The sequence below is a fragment of the uncultured Chloroflexus sp. genome, from assembly GCF_937129525.1.
GTDB lineage: Bacteria > Chloroflexota > Chloroflexia > Chloroflexales > Chloroflexaceae > Chloroflexus.
Window position 1 is genome coordinate 39,213 of record NZ_CAKZNK010000010.1, and the last position, 19,686, is coordinate 58,898.

Genomic DNA, 19,686 nt, shown 5'->3' on the forward strand with positions numbered 1-19,686 from the left:
ACACCTTAACAGTTACTCAGGTGTATTGTAACACGTCCGAAAATCTCCCGCATGAGCGTAGAGACGTTGCAATGCAACGTCTCTACTGACAACGGGTAATTATCGGCGCAAAGCGACGGCCACAGCGTCGATTCAATCTGCCTGAACCTAACGCGCGCGCTCAACCATTGCCGTCATCGCTTCCGACAACGCCGCCGGCTGGCTAACGCCACCCTGAGCAAGGCGCGCAGTGCCACCACCCCTCCCGCCAGCCACAGCCGTACCTGCAGCCAGGATGGCGCGCGCATCGGCGCCACTGTCCTCGGCGCAGGCTACAACCACCTGCGACTGATCAATGCCGCCGACAACAATTGCGATGCCACCCGGCAAGCCGGCAATCTGACCGGCAATAGCCCGCAGTCGTTCTATGCCGACGCCGGGAAGAGTGACTGTGACGACACGCTTTCCGTTCACCGGTGGTGTCTGCTCGTACCATTGCGCGGCCCGGAGCGCATCGAGATCGCGTTGCGTCTGCGTCAACTCACGTTGTAGCGCCTGTTGCGCTGCGCGTAACCGGTTGACAGCCTCCGGCAACTCGGCCCAACTCACGCTAAGCGTAGCCGCCGCGGCCCGCGCCGCCGCATCGCGCGCGCGTAAGGCGGCAATGACCCGATTCCCGCACGCAAACTCAACCCGGATCATCCCGCGTTGCCGCGTCCAACCCAATACCGCAATTGCGCCAACCTCGCCGCTGCGCGCCGGATGAGTGCCGCCACACGCCGAATGATCAATGTCGCCAATGCTGACAACCCGCACATCACCACTAACTGCCGGCGGCTTGCGCAACGGGATCTGAGTCAGTTCGGCAGGCGTCACAAAACGCGCCTGTACGGGTAGGTTCTGCCATACCGCCGCATTCGCCCAGGTTTCGGCAGCCCAAATTTGATCCTCGTCCAACCCGGCCACCGCCAGATCGATCGTCACGCTCCGCTCACTCAGATGGAACGAGGCGGTTGGCGCATTACAGACGGTGATGAATGCAGCCGAAAGAATGTGCTGGCCACAATGCTGCTGCATATGATCAAACCGCCGCGCCCAATCGATCTGACCGGTAACGGTTGCGCCAATCGGTGGCAATGGCTGTCCGGCAGCCAGCAGATGCCACACCACCCCATCATCACCCTGGACATCAACAACCGGCCAGCGCTGCCCGCTTACCGGTTCCGCGAGCCAGCCCCGATCTGCCGGCTGACCACCGCCTTCCGGGTAGAAGGCGCTACAATCAAGTGCCAGTGCCGGCTGATTGTCGCGTTCAGCGACAGCCACCACCTGCGCGGTGAATTCGGTCAGATATGAGTTGTCGTAGTAGAGGCGGCGGGTTGCTTCCATAGGGTAATCTGCATGAAGCTACGCTGCTATCAACCGTTGTTGAAGACCTTTACCGGTCGCCACCATCTGCCATCGCGTTCGAGCAACGCGACCAGCCGTCCCGCCGGATCGTGGGCACGCGCGCGGGATGCGTCGTCATCGCTGGCCGGAATTGCCATGCCATGCTGCACACGGCGCGTCTCTGCCGGGTCAAGCTGAATTGCCGGCCAGTCGCCCAGCGCCATTTCTGGCGGCAACAGGTGTTGAACTACCGTCGCGCGGTCGGTGATCGCAGCAAAGGGTATCGCCTGTTCGATCCGGAATGGGCCGGTAAAGGTGCGTTGCAGCGCCGCCAGATGCGCGCCACAACCGAGCGCAGCGCCGATGTCGCGGGCGAGCGCGCGAACGTAGACTCCCTTGCCACACTCGACGGCAATGGTTAGATCGGGCAAAGCGCACGCCAACAGCTCTAGTCGGTCGATCCGCGCCGGGCGCGGCGGGAGTGCCACGCTGTCGCCAGCGCGCGCCAGTGCGTAGGCGCGCCGACCATCCACGCGCAGCGCAGAAAAGGCCGGTGGCTGCTGCCAGATGTCACCGCGAAAGCGGGCGAACACCGTTTCAATCTCGGCTACCGTCAAGGCAGGAACTGGCTGGATGGCAATCACCTCACCCTCGGCATCATCGGTCGTCGTTTGCACTCCCAGGCGCACCACGCCGGTGTAGCCCTTGCGCGCTTCCATCAGATGCTCAATCAAGCGCGTGGCGCTTCCCACTGCCACCGGCAACACGCCGGTCGCAGCCGGATCAAGCGTGCCGGCATGCCCCACTTTCACAGCGCGCCCAACCAGTCGTCGCACCCGCGCCACCACATCGTGCGATGTCAAACCTGCCGGTTTATCGATAACCAGAAAACCTGTTAGATCACTCATGGCGTTGTTGCTGAACCGCCTGCCGCAAAGCCGGCAACACCGCAGCCACTGCCGCTTCCAGACTCATCTGCAACGTTGCGCCGGCTGCCTGCCGATGACCGCCACCTCCCCACAACCTGGCCACTGTCGCCACATCAATGCCGGGAATCGAGCGCAAACTAATCTTAACTGTGCCATCAGCCCGTTCCCGGAAGAGCGCGCAAGCGCGCATACCGGCTACCCGCTGCAAGCGGCCAACCGTGTCATCGGTCGCCTTTTCGTCAGCGCCGGCAGTCTGCATCATCTCTTGAGTCACCACCACCCAAAAGATCCCATCATCCTGTTGCAAATGAGCCATGGCCATTCCGGTCAGGCGCAATGTCGAAGGTGGAATCGAGAAGAAGACTGCATCGACAACGAGTTGCTTATCGGCGCCGGCTTCGAGCAGCGCGGCGGCACGGCGCAGCGTCGCCGGCTTCACGTTGGGAGTCTGAAAACTTTGCGTATCGGTCATCATGCCCAGGAACAGGCAAGTGGCTGCGTCAGGCGATAGTGGCCATCCCAGCGCAGCAAACAGATCGAACAACACATCGGCGCATGACGGCTCTTGAGCGCGGATCAGACTCACAGTACCACCACCATCGTTGGTGGCGTGGTGATCGACGATAATTAAAGGACGAGCCACCAGCGTCGCCTGATGTTCATCGTAAATGGCGCCGGCTCGCGAGAGATGAGCCACATCTACCATCCAGATCAAATCGCAATCCGGTAACGACTCACCGGGACGGTAGATATGGACATCGGCGAAACCAGGCAACGCGGCGCAATAATCGAGCGGCGCTGATGACGCAAGCGCAATCACCTCTTTGCCCAGCGCGCGCAAAACGTGCATTGTGCCCAACATCGAACCGATAGCGTCGCCATCAGGATTGACGTGGCTCAACAAGAGAATGCGTTGAGCATCTGCCAGTGCTGCGCGGATCGGCCCGGCGGCCTGTTGCGGATCGGTATAAATCATAACGCTCCTGTAGTTTCGCCAGCAGCAGGCGCAATAATCCGATATACGGAATGGCCAGCGCGTTTCTTAATCTCCTTCAAGCGAAGATGGTGACGCGGGCCAAGGCGTGGGATCAAATGATTAAGACCGCTCACCACCACAAACCAGTATTCGCCGCCGGGCCGCAAATAGCGCAGCGGCGCCAGGATGAATTCATGCTCAATTGCGTAATCGCCGATTTTAGCGGGGATGTTAGAGACAATCAAATCATAAGGACCCGGAGGCGCATCACTCAAGCCGACGCTACCCATGACCGTCACATTCGGCGTGGCATTGAGCGCAGCATTATGCCGGGCGTAGCGCACCGCCAGCAGATCCTTATCAACCAGCGTCACCTCAGCTTGAGGGAAACGACGAGCCAGGCAAATGCCGATAACGCCACAACCGCAGCCAAGATCGAGAATGCGTTGCGGGTCAGGCGATGCTGGTTCGATGAGGCGCAAAAGCAAATCGGTGCCTTCATCAACCTGAAACGACGAGAAGATCGTATGGCCGACATCGAAGGCAAACTGCTGACCGCGCAGCGCATAAGCGATTCGCTTCTTGTAATACGGATCGAACGGAATCGCGTTATTGCTCATCGTCGAGTTTAGGTGGATTAACCATCCGTTCGTGCTGGATAGCGCGAAACACCTCATCGAGATGCATGCTGTAATCGAGTGAGGTGTCCTGGATCAGGTGCAACTCTGGAATAAAGCGCATATACCCCATCTCATCGGCCAGACGTTTGCGCAGAAAACCCCGAGCGCGTTGCAAAGCAGCCATAGTCGTTGCGCGTTCTTCCGGAGTTCCCATCACCGAGATCCGCACTTTGGCGTGCTGAAGATCGGCGCTCACTTCAACACCGGTAACGGTAGCAAATCCGACCCTTGGATCTTTTAACTCTTTCTGGATGACCTCACCAAGAACGCGCTGCATCGTATCAGCAACCTGTTGCAAACGTTGTTTCGACATACCACAACCTCTTCACGATGCGCGCACATTGCGTGCAGCTTTTCGAACCTCATTTGGCGGGCTGGCGGCGGGAAGTATGGGCACACATATGGCACAGGCCGGCGTAATGATGAGGAAACCCGTACTCCCAAACGCCGCGGCGAATGATCGTACCCTGGACGACACCGGCATCGGCTCGCCCTTGATTAACTGATAGCCGACACGCGCGTCTTCATCCAGACAACGAACAGACGCTCACATCGTCGCGTAGCCAATACTTGCGGCAGAAGCGAGGAGCAGCTCGCTTCTGCCGAAAGATCTGTTGCGTCACAACCTATCACAATGATGCAGCTACCTGCTCCTGGCGATAAAACTCCAGCGCATCACCGGCTTCAATGTCGTTGAAACCTTCCACAATGAGACCGCACTCATAACCGGCAGTAACCTCACGCACATCGTCTTTAAACCGCTTGAGTGACGAAATCTTACCATCGTGGATCACCACACCGCGACGCAGCACCCGCACATTCTGACCGGTGCGCGTAATCTTACCATCGGTTACATACACACCGGCCACAATCTCACGGGTAGGCAAGCGGAAGGTAGTGCGCACTTCGGCAAAGCCTTCGACCACCTCCTTGAACGTCGGCGCGAGCATACCGGCCATCGCCTTCTTCAAATCGTCCTGCAATTGATAGATGATATTGTAGAAGCGAATATCGATGCCGTGCTGCTCAGCATGGCGGCGAGCTGCCGGGTCAGGCCGGGCATTAAAGCCGATAATAATAGCGTTACTGGCCAGCGCCAGGTTCACGTCACCTTCCGTGATCGCGCCAACACCGCGATGGATAATGCGCGTCTGCACCTCGCTCTGCGACTGGTTCAATTGCTCGATCAGATGCGCAATGGCGTCAAGCGAACCTTGCACATCGGCTTTCAGAATCAGGTTCAATTCCTTCACCTGACCCTGTTTGACCTTCCCGAACAACTCTTCAAGGCTGGTGCCGCGCGCGCTGGCAGCTATCGCTTCGGCGCGTTGCTGGCGCTGGCGCTGCAATGCGATCTCACGCGCCAACACCAGATCGTCCATCACCTGCAAGATGTCGCCCGCCTGCGGCACACCTTCAAGACCGATAATCTCAACCGGCGTAGACGGTTCAGCGTGGCGCAGGCGCTTGCCGCTATCGCTGAACATCGACTTGATCTTGCCGGCCACCGAACCCACCAGCACATTATCTTCAAGGTGGAGCGTGCCATTCTGAATCAGCACAGTCGCCACCGGACCGCGGCTCTTATCGAGCCTGGCCTCGATAATGGTCCCCACTGCCGGCGCATTGGGATTTGCGCGCAGATCTTCCAGATCCGCTACCAGCAAAATCATCTCCAGCAGGCCATCAATATTGATCTTCTGGCGGGCCGAAACATGCACACAGGGCACATTACCGCCATATTCTTCCACAATCACATCAATCGCCGCCAGTTGCTGCTTAATCCGATCGGGGTTAGCGGTAGGCAAATCAATCTTATTGATTGCCACGATCATCGGCACCCCAGCCGCTTTCACGTGGGCAATTGCTTCTTCGGTTTGCGGCTTGACCCCATCATCGGCAGCCACGACCAGCACCACAATATCGGTAACCTGAGCGCCACGGGCACGCATCGCAGTGAACGCTTCGTGACCTGGCGTATCGAGGAAGGTGATCTTGCGATGATTGACTTCAATCTGGTACGCGCCAATATGCTGAGTAATACCACCCGCTTCACCCTCGGCCACACGGGTTGAGCGAATCGCATCAAGCAGCTTGGTCTTACCGTGGTCAACGTGCCCCATGATCGTGACCACTGGCGGACGAGGCCGCATCTCCTCTGGTGGCTGCGCTTTCAAAACTTCCTTGATATCTTCAACAATCCCCGCCATCTGCTCGGGAACATTTTCGGTCGTTTCAATGCCAAAATCGGCCATAATCAGCGCAGCCGTTTCATAGTCGATCTGCTGATTAATATTGGCAAGCATACCGGCCTTCAGCATCGCCTTGAGAATCTCAGCAGCGCCTACACCGGTTGCCTCCGACAACTCGCGCACCGTCATTACCGGCGGCAGCGCAACCGGGCCGCGGGGACGCGCCACCGGACGCGGTGTCGGCGGCGCCGGCGGACGCCGGAGCGCACTATCGCGCTCGCGTTCACGTTCTTCGGGTTGAGGACGGCCACGTGTCGATTGCGAACGATTCCCGCGCGCGTTGCCACCACCGCGAGGTGGCGACGAAGCAGGGGGAGTATTGCGCCCGGTCGGAGCGCTACCGCCACGAGCTGCCGGCGCATTGCCACCGCGCGCATTCGTCGGTTGTGTCGCGCGCGTCGAGCTGCCACCTGCCGGCGATGAATTACGCCCCGCCGACGTTGCCCGACCACTCGCAGCGGGCTGCTGATTGGCAACCTGACCGGTCTGAGGACGATTACCGCCTGCCGTTGGATTGGAATTGCGACCGGCGCCGGTATTGGCTGACCCGGTTGCGGTGCGATTGTTATTCGATTGACTGGCGCTACGTCCGCTGCTTGTGCCGGTACCGCCTGTATCTCGTCGAGGCTTGTCACTCATGCTCTACTTCCTTTCTGGAGAGAACACCCATCACCGGGAGATCTCTCACTACCACTCAGGCGTATCCGACCAACAACGCTCGCGGCAGCCACCAGCCGCAAGACCGATCAACACCTGCCGAACATTGCTCAGATTAGCGCTGTTGGCTCGGTTGCCTGAAACAATTGCCGCATCATCTGTTCAATCGTTGCCCGATCATCTGGATGCAGCGCGGTGATCTTCAGGGCGCGTTCAATCGCATGGCGACGAAGCGCGAGCGCCCAGCATTCAGGATTGTGGCAGAGATAGGCGCCACGTCCGGGTTGTTTGCCAGAGCGATCAATCGCCACCCGCCCGTCGGCATCACGCACCAACCGGATCAGGGCGCGCTTGGCGTCAATCTGCCGACACACAACGCAAGAACGTTGTGGAATGTGGCGCGGTCGCGCCGAATGAGACCTGGCTTTTGCCACCATCGCCTTACTCCTCATCGGGCGAAGCCTGCCCGCCTTCGAGCAAGATATAAGAGGCGAACAGGCGATTATTGTAGTAGATGAAGATCTTTTGTGACGTTGCCCGCACCTGCACCGTCTGACCGACCAGATCGTGACCGAGCGGGCCATAGCGATGGCCGCGGTAACGGATAGTACCGTCGGGCTGCACAACCCGCTGTTCCACCGGCGCGCTGGCCAGCTCGGCCTCAAGCGCCATCTGTTCGGCCTCGGCTTCAGCGCGCGCCTCAGCCGCCGCCCGCTCCTCTTCTAACAGTGCCGAGGCACTCTTGATATCGATCCGCCAGCCGGTCAGCTTGGCCGCCAGCCGCACATTCTGCCCTTCCTTGCCGATAGCTAGCGACAACTGCTTGTCGGGCACGATCACCAGCGCAGTGTGATCATGATCATTGAGATGCACTTCCACCACCTGCGCCGGCGACAACGCATTGGCGATATACTCACGCGGATCGGACGACCACTGCACCACGTCGATCTTCTCGCCGTTCAGCTCATTGACGATATTTTGAATGCGGATGCCGCGCATACCGACGCACGAGCCAACCGGGTCAATCCCCTCCTGACGGGCAGTAACTGCCACCTTCGTGCGCAGACCCGGTTCGCGCGCCACCGACTTGATCTCAACTACACCGTTGTAGATTTCGGGCACTTCCATCTCAAACAGGCGGTTGATCAAATTTTTGTGCGCGCGCGATGCGATCAGGCGTGGACCGCGATCATCCTTCTTCACCTCGAGCAAGTAGACCTTCAAGCGCTGACCGTGGTAATAGCGATCGTTCGCCACCTGCTCTTTGGGTGGAATGATTGCCTCAGCCTTCCCCAGCTCAAGAATAACATTGCCACGTGGGCCATTGTTGCGTTGCACAGTTGCCGTCAACAACTCGCCTTCACGATTCTCGAACTCGCTATACACGTAATTGCGCTCGATCTCTTTGATCCCTTGCAACACCACCTGTTTGGCCGTTTGGGCTGCGATCCGACCAAAATCGCGAGGCGTGCTCTCGACCAGCACGGTTTCGCCAATCTGGGCATCAGGTTTAATGCGACGGGCAGACTCGAGATCGATCTCAAACCGCTCGTCGTACACTTCATCGACAACCTGCTTTTCGGCATAAACCCGCGCCGCGCCGCTGACCGGATCGAGCTTGACTGTCACCTCTACAGTTGGTGGATTCGGGCCAAGCAGGCGCTTGTAGGCGCTCACCAATGCCCGTTCCATCACGTCAATGATGGCCTCTTTTGGAATGCCGCGCTCGGACGCAATCTGAGTAATTGCCGCGTAAAAATCGCTTTTCATCGCTGTAACTCGCCTGACAATAAGAAAAGTGGGTATAACCCACTTTCCACTCGAACAACGCAGACTGCTGCGCCAGACCGCTGCCCTGGCAGCGGAAGCGGCTCTTTAGCGGTACTCACAGACGGTTCATCGCGCTTCCCTGAACGGCCTGATGAGACTGTCGCCCATTTCGACAGCAGCGAGTGTCAAGCAGGCGGTTGCACATGCCCACGATTGGTGCAACCTTACTCCACACGTCAAGTATATCACCACCGATCGGCTTTTGCAAACCATTTTTGAACTGATTTTCGGCAATGAAACAGAACGCTTGTTCCAAAAACAATGACGGTGATGACCGATTTGTGGTATAATAGAGCCTGACAAAGCAAGCAGGTATGAGCGAAACGCATGCGCCAACCATCGTTGATCGACATTCTGGCTGCCGGTTATGCACTGATACACCGTCAGCCATTCATCTTGCTCTTCTCCATCGGGTTAAGTGCCTACCTGTGGCTCGGCAGTCCTATCACACTGCTGCTACCCGATCTCGGCGCGCAGGGGATCTTCGGCCAATGGCTTGGCACACTGCACGCTATCGATGCGCGCACCCTGCTGGTTGTCGCCAATTATATCCCGCTGCTCACCCCTGGCGCTGAGATAACGACACCGCCACCGCAAGCGTTGCCAGACGGCGTTTACCTTCTCACCGTGCTCATTTTAAACGGGATAACGCTCGGTCTGAGCGGCGCATTTCTGGCCAGTCTGCGCCAGCTCTTGCAACGCGAACAATCCCGGTTGGCAACCATGCTGGCGCGCAGTCTGTCAATCAGCCTGCGACTTGGCGGCGTTCTAATCATTATCGGCAGCGTCCTGGCGCCATTGGCAGCCTTATCCATCCTGCTGGCGATCCTGCTACCGACTGCCATCCCGTTTCTCTACACCGGCTGGATCGCGCTGGGTGTGATCGGGTTTATTACCTTCGGCTTCACGCCAGAGGTAATTACACTTCACCACCACGGGCCACTGGCAGCGCTCCGGGCAAGCTGGCAATTTGCCCGTCGGCGCTGGTTTTCAATCGCCACGTTTCTCGCTCTCTGCGCGGTAATCGAAGTTGGCTTCGCTCATCTCTGGCGCGCATTGGCCGCTCAACCAGGCTGGCTGGCGCCAGCTATCGTCGGCAATGCCTATATCGGGAGCGGGCTGCGCGCCGCTCGCTTGCAATTGTATCTACGCTACGCCAACCGTTAGCGCCAGAAGACGCGCATCGGCCATTCCTGACGATGAACGCCATGGCGTGTCATCAGAGCGCAACATTCAGGAATCATTAAGGATCACGACCAATGACAAACCAGACTCCGACAACCTACGACGAAAGTCAGATTCAGGTGCTGGAAGGCATGGAAGCCGTCCGTAAGCGCCCCGGTATGTACATCGGCCCCACCGACATCAATGGCCTCCACACCATGGTGCGCGAGGTGGTTGACAATTCGGTCGATGAAGTGATGGCCGGACGCGCCACCAGCGTTAGCGTTACCATTCATCGCGATGGTTCGGTGACGGTGAGCGATGACGGATCGGGGATTCCGGTCGGTATCCATCCTAAAGAAGGGATCAGTACCCTGACCCTGGTGATGACCCGCCTTCACGCCGGCGGCAAGTTTGGCAGCGGCGGCTACAAGGTTTCGTCCGGTCTGCACGGCGTCGGTGTCTCGGCGGTTAACGCGCTCTCATCGTATATGCGGGTGGATGTTTACCGCAACGGTCGTCACTACTATCAGGAGTATCGCGCTGGCCTGCCGGTGACCGATGTCGTCGATCTCGAACCAACTGACCGCCACGGCACAACCACTCGCTTTTTGCCCGATACGTCGATCATTCAAACCCTCGATTACAATTTCGATACGCTTGCCCAACGCTTCCGCGAGATGAGCTATCTCAATAAGGGGTTGCGGTTCCGGTTTGTTGACGAACGCACTAACCGCGAACTCAACTTCTATTTTGAGGGCGGAATCGTTTCATACGTTCGTCATCTCAACAAAGATAAGACGGTGCTGCATCGCCAGCCGTTTTACGTTGAGCGTGTGGTCGATGATGTGATGGTGGAAGTGGCGTTGCAGTATACCGACACGTTCGATACCGATAACGTTTATACCTTCGCCAATAATATCAATAATTCCGACGGGGGATCGCATCTGTCAGGCTTTCGCACAGCGCTGACCCGCGTGATCAATACCTATGCCAGAGCAAAGGGATTGTTGAAAGAGAGCGAAAGCAATCTTACCGGCGATGATGTGCGCGAAGGTTTGACCGCGGTCATCAGCGTAAAATTGAAAGACCCGCAATTTTCCTCGCAAACCAAAGAGAAGCTGGTTAGCCCAGAAGCAGCGAGTGCCGTGGCGACAGTGTTCGGCGATGCGTTTAGCGCCTGGCTCGATGAAAACCCGGCTGACGCGCGCCGGATTATCGAGAAGGCTATCGCCGCTGCTCGCACTCGCCTCGCCGTGCAAAAAGTGCGTGAGACGGCCCGCAAGAGCGCAATGGAGGGCTTTTCACTGCCCGGCAAACTGGCCGATTGTTCCGATCCTAACCCGGCCCGCTGCGAACTGTATATCGTTGAGGGCGATAGCGCTGGTGGCACCGCCAAGCAAGGTCGCGACCGCCGCTTCCAGGCCATTCTGCCGCTGCGCGGGAAGATTTTGAACGTCGAGAAGAGCCGGCTCGACCGAATGCTCTCGAATGCCGAAGTGCGGGCATTGATTACCGCAATCGGCGCTTCGATTGGCGATCAGTTCGATCTGAGTAAGCTGCGCTATCATCGCATCTTTCTGATGACCGACGCTGATGTCGATGGTAGCCATATCCGCACACTCTTGCTTACGTTCTTCTTTCGCCACATGCGGCCTCTCATTACCAACGGTCATCTTTTCATCGCCCAGCCGCCGCTCTACCGGATTAAGCACGGGCGCGAGCAGGTCTATACCTATTCCGATGCCGAGCGCGATGCCTACCTGAGCAAGTTGCCCCCCGGCACAAAAGTTGAAATTCAGCGCTATAAAGGCCTGGGGGAGATGAATGCTGAACAGCTTTGGGAAACAACGATGAATCCACAGAATCGGGTTATCTTGCAGGTTACCCTGGAAGATGCAGCCCGCGCCGACGAGACTTTTACAATGCTGATGGGCGATCTGGTGCCGCCGCGCCGGCGATTTATCCAGACTCATGCCAATGAGGTGGTAGAACTGGATATCTGACGCGCAGGTTACGACGGCACCGCAGGTGGTGGTTCATCCTCCCGCAAAACGACGCAGGTTTCCACGCCGGTACGCCTGCGTCGTTTGATGTTCTGATCAGCTCCTGACCTGCTCGCTTTGGCGACCGCGCTGCCAATGGCGCCACAGCCAGACCACCAGGAACGCCGGGATGATCCAGACCGGCGTCCAGACCACGATCACAATCAGCGCGTTGAGCAGCGTGTACCCGAATGTAGCGAGCAAGGCCAGTTGTTCACTCCATACTTTCCCCGGTTCCCACGTTGGCCAGATCGTCTGTGATGGCTCTGGCGCAGGCGGCAACGGTCGCAGTTCAATATCAATCGTTGAGTAAGCGGCGTTTTGTTCAAGATACCGCATACGGCCTTGCAAATGCTCGATTTGCCCCTGTATCTCGGTCAGGGCCTGGTTGATGCGCAGCGTTTCCTCTACCGTATTTGCTCGCGCCAGTAGAGCGGCAATGCGATCGCGCGACGCCTCCAGATTGCGCAAGCGCGCTTCAAGATCGACATACTCTTCGGTGACATCTTCGCCACGGACTTCGCGTCTGATCACACGCTCGGCAATTCCTTCCACATCTGTTAAAAAGCGATCGAAATGCTCGACCGGCACTCGAAACGTAACATACGAAGTCTTGTTTTCACCCTCGCCTGTCGCGCGCGCGTAGAGCGTATAACCACCCAACCGATTGACGCTGTTGCGCAACTGCGCTTCTGCCTGATCGACCGATGCTACCTCGACCACCAGGCTAGCATTCATGATGACCATGCGCAACCCGTACTGCGCCTGAGTGCTGCTCTCACCAGAAGCTGCGCCACCGGCAGCCGAACCTGCGCTCTCTATCGCAGTCGCTCTCTCTGACCGTGCCTCCGGCATTGCTCCCATAGCAGGCGCTGTGATGACCTCATTAGATGCGACTCCCACCCCACCACATGCTGTTAGCCAGAACAGTGCCAGGAGCATCACGATTGTAACCGGTCGAACCATACGCTTGCCTCCTCGGATTGAAACATCTGCTGTTGTTTTGAGTAACGTTGAGAGGTCAGATTTCGTTCCTGATACCGCAGAGAAACTTTTTTCAACAAAACACGTAAACCTATAGCGACAGAGGAATATACAGAGCGGCACTTCAGTTGATCGTCAGGAACGTCTGTGAGGAAGATCGCGCGTGAACGTTGCCCGCTATCTGGTGACTTCACAAAAGGAGGAAAGCAATGACTGTTACTGACCCCCTCTCGCTTCCGCCCGTAACTCCTCCCGCGCCACGCCGTAGTTCGCCCCTCTTGATCATCGGTGGTCTTGCTGTCGGTCTCCTGCTCATTCTGGTTGGCGCTGGCGCGTTGGCGTTTAATCTCTTGACCCAACGGGCCAGTGCCATACCTGAACTGTTGCCAGCAGACACGCAAATTTATGCCGCTATCACGCCCAATCTCAGCGACCTGCCCAACATTGACCGCCTGCGACGAGCCTTCCCTGAAACCTTTGACTACCAGAACACCGATACGACAACTGACTTTTTACAGGAACGTTTCGGGGTCACTTTTGCCGAGGATATTGCGCCGTGGATCGGCCCCGAAGCAGCTTTCGCCGTGCATGGCGCGCCAATCGAGCGTTTCGGCGAGATCGCTAATGGCGGTGCGATCAATCCGGTCTTTCCAGCATCACCGCTAGATCCACCGCCGGCGGTTGATCAGTTTGATGGCAATGTGCTCTTGATCGTAGCCGCGCGCGATCAACAGGCGGCGCAGGCCTTTCTCGACAAACAACGCGCCTTCCGCGAGCAACAAGGCGAACGATTCACCAGCAACACGGTCAACAATGTAACGATCTACGCGAGCGAGAGCGATGAAACGCCATTCGCCGCATTTGCCCTCGCCCGCGATATGGTTGTCTTCGCCAACAATGCGGCCAGCATTCAAGCGTTGATCGAGCAGCGGAGCGAAACCGCGCTGGCTCGTAGCCCTCAATATCAGGCCGTTACCCAGAGTCTGCCTGGCGACCGGATCGGCACGATCTACCTGGCCGGCGATACTATCGCCCGTCTGATCAACACCCTGATCGAGCAGAACAATCTCGACGATGGTAACACAGCCGCTGCTGACGCTCTCGCCGCAAGCCAGGCCCTCCAGGGGGTTGGGTTGACGATGGCAGTGATCGAAAGTGGTCTGCGCTTCGACGCGGTGACAGTCTTTGATCAAAACCGGCTGAGCAGCTCTCTGCGCGAACGGTTGAGCAGCTTTCGTCCGGTCGTTTCTGCCGATCGCGCTGGCGACGTGAGCAGCGCCGCGATTGGGGTCTTCAGCTTTGCCATTCCCGCCGATTGGGGAACGCAGTTACGAACACAACTCGAAGCCAATCCTGACACATCCAATACCCTGCGCAATCTTGAAGACAGCCTCAATCTCGACCTTGAACAGGATCTGTTCAGGTGGTTCCACGGTGAAGGAGTCATTGTGGTGTTGCCCGGCAGTAGCGCCGATCTGCAAGCAACCGGCTACTTTGCCCTGCGAATAGCCGATCAGGACGCGGCACGGCAGGGTATGCGGCGCCTGAGCGAGCTGGTTGAGGATCTGGTTGGCATCAGGTTTAGCGAGACCTCATTGGGACGGACGCAGGTGCAGGCCTTCGAAGAGGGTGATTTGTTTGTCGGCTATGGCTTTAACGGCAACGATCTGGTCATCGCGGTTGGCCGGTCGGCGATGGAGGCAGCGTTTGGCGCCGAACAGAAGCTGTCTAATTTCTCGATCTATACCGATGCGTTGCGAGCGATGCCAACGCCCAATAGTGGCATTTTGTATGTCAATCTCACCGCAGTTCGCGAGCTGAATAATCGGCTGAGCGATCAACCGATCGATCGCGATCTCGAACGACGGCTGGAACCATTCCGGGCGATTACCAGCGGTGGCACTGCCGGGATCGACAATCGCGGCGCCGCGCGGGGCACGTTACTGTTGAGTATTCAGCCGTAGAGGTGATGTGGTTTATAAAAGCCATGGTACGATGTGAGCGGAGCCTGCTAAATGAGGGAGTATGTGCATGAGCAGTCCGACCTCACATCGTTACCTTGGCAAGAGTCGCAAAGCGGTTGATGGGCTGGAAAAGGTGACAGGACGCGCCCGCTATGCCGGTGATGTGACGCTACCCGGCATGTTGCACGGCAAGCTGGCGTTGAGCCTTTACGCCCATGCGCGCATCGTTCGGATTGACACGACTGCCGCCCGCGCAGTGCCGGGAGTCGTGACCGTGCTGACCGCCGCCGATCTACCCACTCGCGGGCGTCAGCCTTCATCGCGTCAAACCACCACGCTGGCCGATGGGGTCGCGCGTTATCGCGGTGAGCCGGTAGCACTGGTGCTGGCCACGAGCCTGGCCGCTGCCGAAGACGGCCTGGCAGCGTTGCAGATCGATTACGAACCGCTGCCCGGTCCGACAACTGTCGAAGCTGCCCTGGCGCCAGATGCGCCGGTGATCTGGCCACAAGGCGCGCCCCAGGCTGACGCTGATCTGACCGCCGCCCATGCCGCAGTAGCCCGCGGCGAGGAACAGGGTGAACATGCCGCTTCAAACATTCATGAGCAGAAGCGGTTTAGTCGCGGTGATGCGCTGGCGGCGCTGGCAACGGCTGATGTCGTTGTCGAAGGAACCTATCGAACGGCGATTGTCCATCAGGGCTATCTCGAACCGCATGCAGTCGTGGCCGATGTTGATCCGATCCGCCGGCAGATCACCGTCTATACCAGTACACAGGGGCAATTCGGTGTGCGCGATGAAGTGGCTCGCTTACTCGGCTTGCGTCCCCATCAGGTCACCGTCGTGCCGATGACGGTTGGCGGTGGATTTGGCGCCAAGTACGGGATTCTCGATCCGCTGGCTGCGGCAGCGGCGCTGGCAGTGGGCCGACCGGTACGGATCACGCTTGACCGTAGCGAAGATTTTCTCACCACAACCCCTTCTCCGGCCTGTACCATTACGCTCAAACTGGGCGCAAACCGGGACGGAGCTTTGACGGCGCTGGTAGCCGACATTGTGGTTGACAACGGCATCTATCCCTTCACGCTGGGCGGGATTATGAGCGCCTTGCTCGGCGGGTACTACCGCTGTCCGAATGTGCAGATCGATGTGACGGAGGTGTTGACCCATAAACCGCAGGCCGGCGCATACCGCGCCCCCGGCGCGCCACAGGTAACATTTGCGCTCGAGTCGGCTATCGATGAGCTGGCTTATCGTCTCAACATCGATCCGCTTGAGCTGCGGCTCCGCAATGCGGCAACCACTGGCGATCCGATGGGCAACAACGATCCATGGCCATCAATCGGTTTGACGAAGGTGCTGGAAGCAGCCGCCAATCACCCACTCTGGCGCGAACGCAGCCCTGGGAGCGGGATCGGGCTGGCTATCGGCGGCTGGCCGTGCGGGATGTCACCGGCAGCGGCGGTTTGCCGGGTTGATACCGATGGCGTTGTGCGTGTGCATGTGGGATCGGTTGACATCTCGGGCGTCAATAGCAGCTTCGTGCTGGTCGCTGCCGAGATCATCGGCGTGCCGCCGGAGCAAGTTGAGATCGTGACCGGTGACACACGCAGCGGGCCATTTGCCGGCCCCAGCGGTGGGAGTCAGATCACCTACAGTGTAGCCGGCGCAGTGGCCGCTGCCGCGCGCGAGGCGCGCCGACAGTTACTCGAAATTGCCGCCGATATGCTCGAAGCGCGCATCGACGATCTCGACATCCGTGAGGGAATGGTTCACATCCGTGGCGTTCCTGGACGCACCTTACCACTTGGCGAGGTAGCGCGACGGGCACAAGAACAGGCTGGTGGGCCGGGACCGATTGTCGGCGAGGGGCGCACTGCGCCGGCAGAGAACGCACCCGGCTTCGTTGCGCATCTGGTTCAGGTTGAGGTTGACCGGGACACGGGGCGGGTTAAGCCTGTGCGCTACGTAGCCATTCAAGATGTTGGCTTCCCGCTCAACCCCTTGATGGTTGAAGGCCAGATTCATGGTGGCGCGGCGCAAGGCGTGGGCTGGGGTCTCTACGAGGCGCTGCGTTACGATGAGCGCGGCGAGCTGCTCACCGCCAGCTTAATGGATTACACCCTGCCACGCGCCGCCGATGTGCCACCCTTTGAGTCTGTGCTTGTGCAGAATCCGGCGCCCAACGGCCCCTTCGGCGCGCGCGGTGTGGGTGAACCGCCGATTACAGCAGGCGCTGCCGCCATTGCCAATGCCATTCGTGACGCAACCGGGGCACGCATTTATGAATTACCGATGCGCGATGAGGTGGTATGGCGAGCGCTTCAGGAGCAGTAACAGAAGCATGCCCGGTCAGTACATGGTTGCCTGACCGGGCATTTCTCATAAACCACGCGCAGGTATCTCGTCAACCCCGCGCTGCGCGCGCCTGTCGCACAATCTCTTCGATCTGGCCGAGGTGATCCCAGGCATGGGCAAGCCCCAACGCATAGCGACCACGCGCATCCACCGGTGACGCGCCCGGCCATGGTTCGGCCAGGTAATCGAGGTGTGGTTGATCGGGCCACATCTGCAACGAGGCATGCAGCATCCGGCGGCTTTCCGCTAACCGCTGTCGAATCTGCGCCATAGTCGTCACCGTTTCCCACGGCACTTCATAGCGTGACCGGCCATGCAACTGCACCCCACGCGCCATCTCAGCGGCCAGAAAGGCCGATTCTTCACACGAAGCAGTCAGATGGACGATCACGTGACCGAGCGTCCAGGCCTGATTAACTGCATTCGGGTCACTGGCAAAGGGATCATGAGCTTTTGGATCAATCGGCTGAAAGGTTACATCGGCATCGGTACAATCGGCAATCAGCCGTTCAATGGTGTCATAGATCTCATCAGTTTCGGCGCGCAAATCGGCAACGGTGAGATCACTCACCAATTCTTGCATCGCGCGCTCTCGGCGGTAAAGCGCCGCATAATCGAGCATAGCAAACTCCTCGCAATGCAACAATTGCTGCTGACACGAAAAGCTTTATCGGCCTAGCCGCTCGAGCAATTTGCAATAGGCCACCTGACCTTTGCGGAAGCTGCTCAGGCGGAAGAATTCATCAGGCGAATGCGCGCGCTCGTCATCGAGGCCGAAGGCAAAATTGCTGGTGTAGGCGCCGAGCTGGCGCTGGAAGAGGGTGCAAACCGGGATCGAACCACCACTGCGCACATAGTATGGCTCGCGTCCGTACAGCTCGACCAGTACATCCCGAACGGCAACATTACCGGGATCATCCTCTGGAATGAGGTACGGATAGGCCTGGAAAGCCAATGGCGTCACTGTCACCGTCACGCCGGGAGGAGTATGCCGTTTGATATGTGCCTGTAGCAGATCGAGAATGGTCTGCGGATCCTGATCGGGTACCAGACGGCAGGTAATCTTGGCGTGCGCTTCGGCGGGCAGCACCGTCTTGACCCCCTCTTGCTGGAAACCACCCCAGATACCGTTTACCTCAAGCGTAGGTCGCACCCACTCACGTTCGCGTGGGGTAAAACCGGCCTCGCCGAAAAGATCTGGCACGCCGAGCGACTCCTTCAGCTTCGCTTCGTCGAACGGGATTGCAGCGATGCGCGCGCGATCGGCTGGCGTAAGCGGACGCACCTGATCGTAGAAACCGGGAATGGTGATCATGCCGTCATCTGAGCGCATCGAGGCGAGAATCTGCACCAGAGCGTGGATGGGGTTTTGCACGACTCCCCCGTACATCCCTGAATGCAGATCCATTTTGGCGGCGCGGACATCGATCTGCACCCCGCAACCACCGCGTAAACCAACCAGAATCAGCGGCTGATCTTCACTCCACTGGCCACCATCGGCGCTCAACACCAGATCACACGCAAATCGCTCTCGTTCGCGCTGCAAGAACGATGGAATCTGAGGGCTACCGATCTCTTCCTGCCCTTCGAGGAAGAATTTGACATTAACCGGTAGCGAACCACTGCTCTGCAACAATGCCTCAACTGCCAGGATTGGAATGAGCATGTTGCCTTTATCGTCACTGGCGCCGCGCGCATAGATGCGGTCGTGTTCGATATGCGGCTCGAAGGGTGGATGCGTCCAGAGATCGAGTGGATCAACCGGCTGCACATCGAAGTGGCCGTAGATCAAAACCGTCGGTTTATCGGGCGCATGCAACCAGTCGGCATACACGACCGGATGGCCGCCGGTGGGTAAAATGGCAACGTGCTCCAGCCCGGCTGCAGTCAGGCGATTTGCCACCCATTCGGCAGCGCGCAAGACATCGTTGGCGTGAGCCGAAATTGCCGAGATGCTGGGAATGCGAAGGAAATCGACCAGTTCGGACAGAAAACGGTCTTGATGTTCGACGAGATAGCTGTTCCAATTTGGCATAGCCAACAGCGCTCCTCTCCAGGTACAGATCGCAGACGTTCAGCATTTGCTGCGATACGGGCATTATAACGCGGTTAGTGAGAGTATGCCTGCGCTACACCCCTTCTATGACAGCCAGGAAACGAAACCCTGCGTTCCTCCGCAAAGGAGAAGGTTCCCTCCCGCAGTCAGGCATCACGGCAAACTGCCGCAGACGGCAAGCGAACGCAGTGTTGCAATCGCTTGCACCCGTTGGCGTGTTGGTGAAGGTCTCCAGAATCAATCTCATGATCAGCGATTGTTCTTTCTGATCGACTCGTCAGCCCAAACTTGACGCCTTACCCGATCGGTAGACGATGACCAGACATGCAAGGTCAACTTAAGGAGCAGATCCACTCTCACCTTTTGCCCGCATTGCAGCTATGAAGCTGGAGCAAAGAATGACTCAGACAATCAACACACAA

The 19,686-nt window shown here is 58.3% G+C and carries 15 protein-coding genes; 4 read left to right on the forward strand and 11 right to left on the reverse strand.

Annotated features, from left to right (window positions below; all coding sequences use genetic code 11):
* Positions 1–147 precede the first annotated feature (147 nt).
* The 8 genes from Q0650_RS00495 to nusA form a co-directional block, all read right to left on the reverse strand.
* Positions 148–1,368: an alanyl-tRNA editing protein gene (locus Q0650_RS00495; protein ID WP_298814604.1), complete on the reverse strand. Its 1,221-nt coding sequence runs from the start codon at positions 1,366–1,368 to the stop codon at positions 148–150.
* Positions 1,369–1,397: 29 nt separating this feature from the next.
* On the reverse strand, positions 1,398–2,276 hold the full coding sequence (gene truB / locus Q0650_RS00500) for a tRNA pseudouridine(55) synthase TruB (protein ID WP_298814605.1): 879 nt from the start codon (positions 2,274–2,276) through the stop codon (positions 1,398–1,400).
* Positions 2,269–3,273 carry a bifunctional oligoribonuclease/PAP phosphatase NrnA gene (locus Q0650_RS00505; protein WP_298814607.1) on the reverse strand — a complete coding sequence of 335 codons (1,005 nt, stop codon included), beginning with the start codon at positions 3,271–3,273 and terminating at the stop codon, positions 2,269–2,271. The genes truB and Q0650_RS00505 overlap by 8 nt, the downstream gene beginning before the upstream one ends.
* Positions 3,270–3,893 (reverse strand): class I SAM-dependent methyltransferase, encoded by a 624-nt coding sequence (locus tag Q0650_RS00510; protein WP_298814608.1) that lies wholly within the window; start codon positions 3,891–3,893, stop codon positions 3,270–3,272. Before Q0650_RS00510 ends, Q0650_RS00505 begins: the two co-directional genes overlap by 4 nt.
* Positions 3,883–4,266 carry a 30S ribosome-binding factor RbfA gene (rbfA, locus tag Q0650_RS00515; RefSeq protein WP_298814610.1) on the reverse strand — a complete coding sequence of 128 codons (384 nt, stop codon included), beginning with the start codon at positions 4,264–4,266 and terminating at the stop codon, positions 3,883–3,885. Before rbfA ends, Q0650_RS00510 begins: the two co-directional genes overlap by 11 nt.
* Positions 4,267–4,582: 316 nt before the next feature.
* The gene (gene infB / locus Q0650_RS00520; protein ID WP_298814614.1) at positions 4,583–6,844 is read right to left on the reverse strand and encodes a translation initiation factor IF-2; all 2,262 of its coding nucleotides are present in this window, start codon (positions 6,842–6,844) and stop codon (positions 4,583–4,585) included.
* A gap of 128 nt (positions 6,845–6,972) precedes the next feature.
* Positions 6,973–7,299, reverse strand: a complete 327-nt coding sequence (locus Q0650_RS00525) for an RNase P modulator RnpM (RefSeq protein ID WP_298814616.1) — start codon at positions 7,297–7,299, stop codon at positions 6,973–6,975.
* Positions 7,300–7,303: 4 nt separating this feature from the next.
* A complete protein-coding gene (gene nusA, locus Q0650_RS00530; protein ID WP_298814618.1) occupies positions 7,304–8,632 on the reverse strand; it encodes a transcription termination factor NusA in 1,329 nt (442 codons plus the stop codon).
* Between the two features lie 387 nt (positions 8,633–9,019).
* Here nusA and Q0650_RS00535 point away from each other — a divergent pair, with 387 nt between their 5' ends.
* On the forward strand, positions 9,020–9,859 hold the full coding sequence (locus tag Q0650_RS00535) for a hypothetical protein (RefSeq protein ID WP_298814621.1): 840 nt from the start codon (positions 9,020–9,022) through the stop codon (positions 9,857–9,859).
* A gap of 92 nt (positions 9,860–9,951) precedes the next feature.
* Positions 9,952–11,862, forward strand: coding sequence for a DNA topoisomerase (ATP-hydrolyzing) subunit B (gene gyrB, locus Q0650_RS00540; RefSeq protein WP_298814623.1), 1,911 nt, complete (start codon positions 9,952–9,954; stop codon positions 11,860–11,862).
* Positions 11,863–11,958: 96 nt separating this feature from the next.
* Here the strand turns inward: gyrB and Q0650_RS00545 are convergent, their stop codons facing one another.
* A complete protein-coding gene (locus tag Q0650_RS00545) occupies positions 11,959–12,867 on the reverse strand; it encodes a DUF4349 domain-containing protein (RefSeq protein WP_298814626.1) in 909 nt (302 codons plus the stop codon).
* 227 nt (positions 12,868–13,094) lie between these two features.
* Between Q0650_RS00545 and Q0650_RS00550 the strand changes: the two genes are divergently transcribed.
* Together Q0650_RS00550 and Q0650_RS00555 are read left to right on the forward strand one after the other, a co-directional pair.
* Positions 13,095–14,849 carry a DUF3352 domain-containing protein gene (locus Q0650_RS00550; protein WP_298814629.1) on the forward strand — a complete coding sequence of 585 codons (1,755 nt, stop codon included), beginning with the start codon at positions 13,095–13,097 and terminating at the stop codon, positions 14,847–14,849.
* 67 nt (positions 14,850–14,916) lie between these two features.
* Entirely contained in the window at positions 14,917–17,187 is a 2,271-nt protein-coding gene (locus Q0650_RS00555; protein ID WP_298814632.1) for a xanthine dehydrogenase family protein molybdopterin-binding subunit, read from the forward strand.
* Between the two features lie 70 nt (positions 17,188–17,257).
* On the opposite strand, the gene Q0650_RS00560 is transcribed toward Q0650_RS00555, so the two are convergent.
* Together Q0650_RS00560 and Q0650_RS00565 are read right to left on the reverse strand one after the other, a co-directional pair.
* Positions 17,258–17,830, reverse strand: a complete 573-nt coding sequence (locus tag Q0650_RS00560) for a DinB family protein (RefSeq protein WP_298814635.1) — start codon at positions 17,828–17,830, stop codon at positions 17,258–17,260.
* Between the two features lie 45 nt (positions 17,831–17,875).
* Positions 17,876–19,243, reverse strand: a complete 1,368-nt coding sequence (locus tag Q0650_RS00565; RefSeq protein ID WP_298814638.1) for a dipeptidase — start codon at positions 19,241–19,243, stop codon at positions 17,876–17,878.
* Between the last annotated feature and the right edge of the window lie 443 nt (positions 19,244–19,686).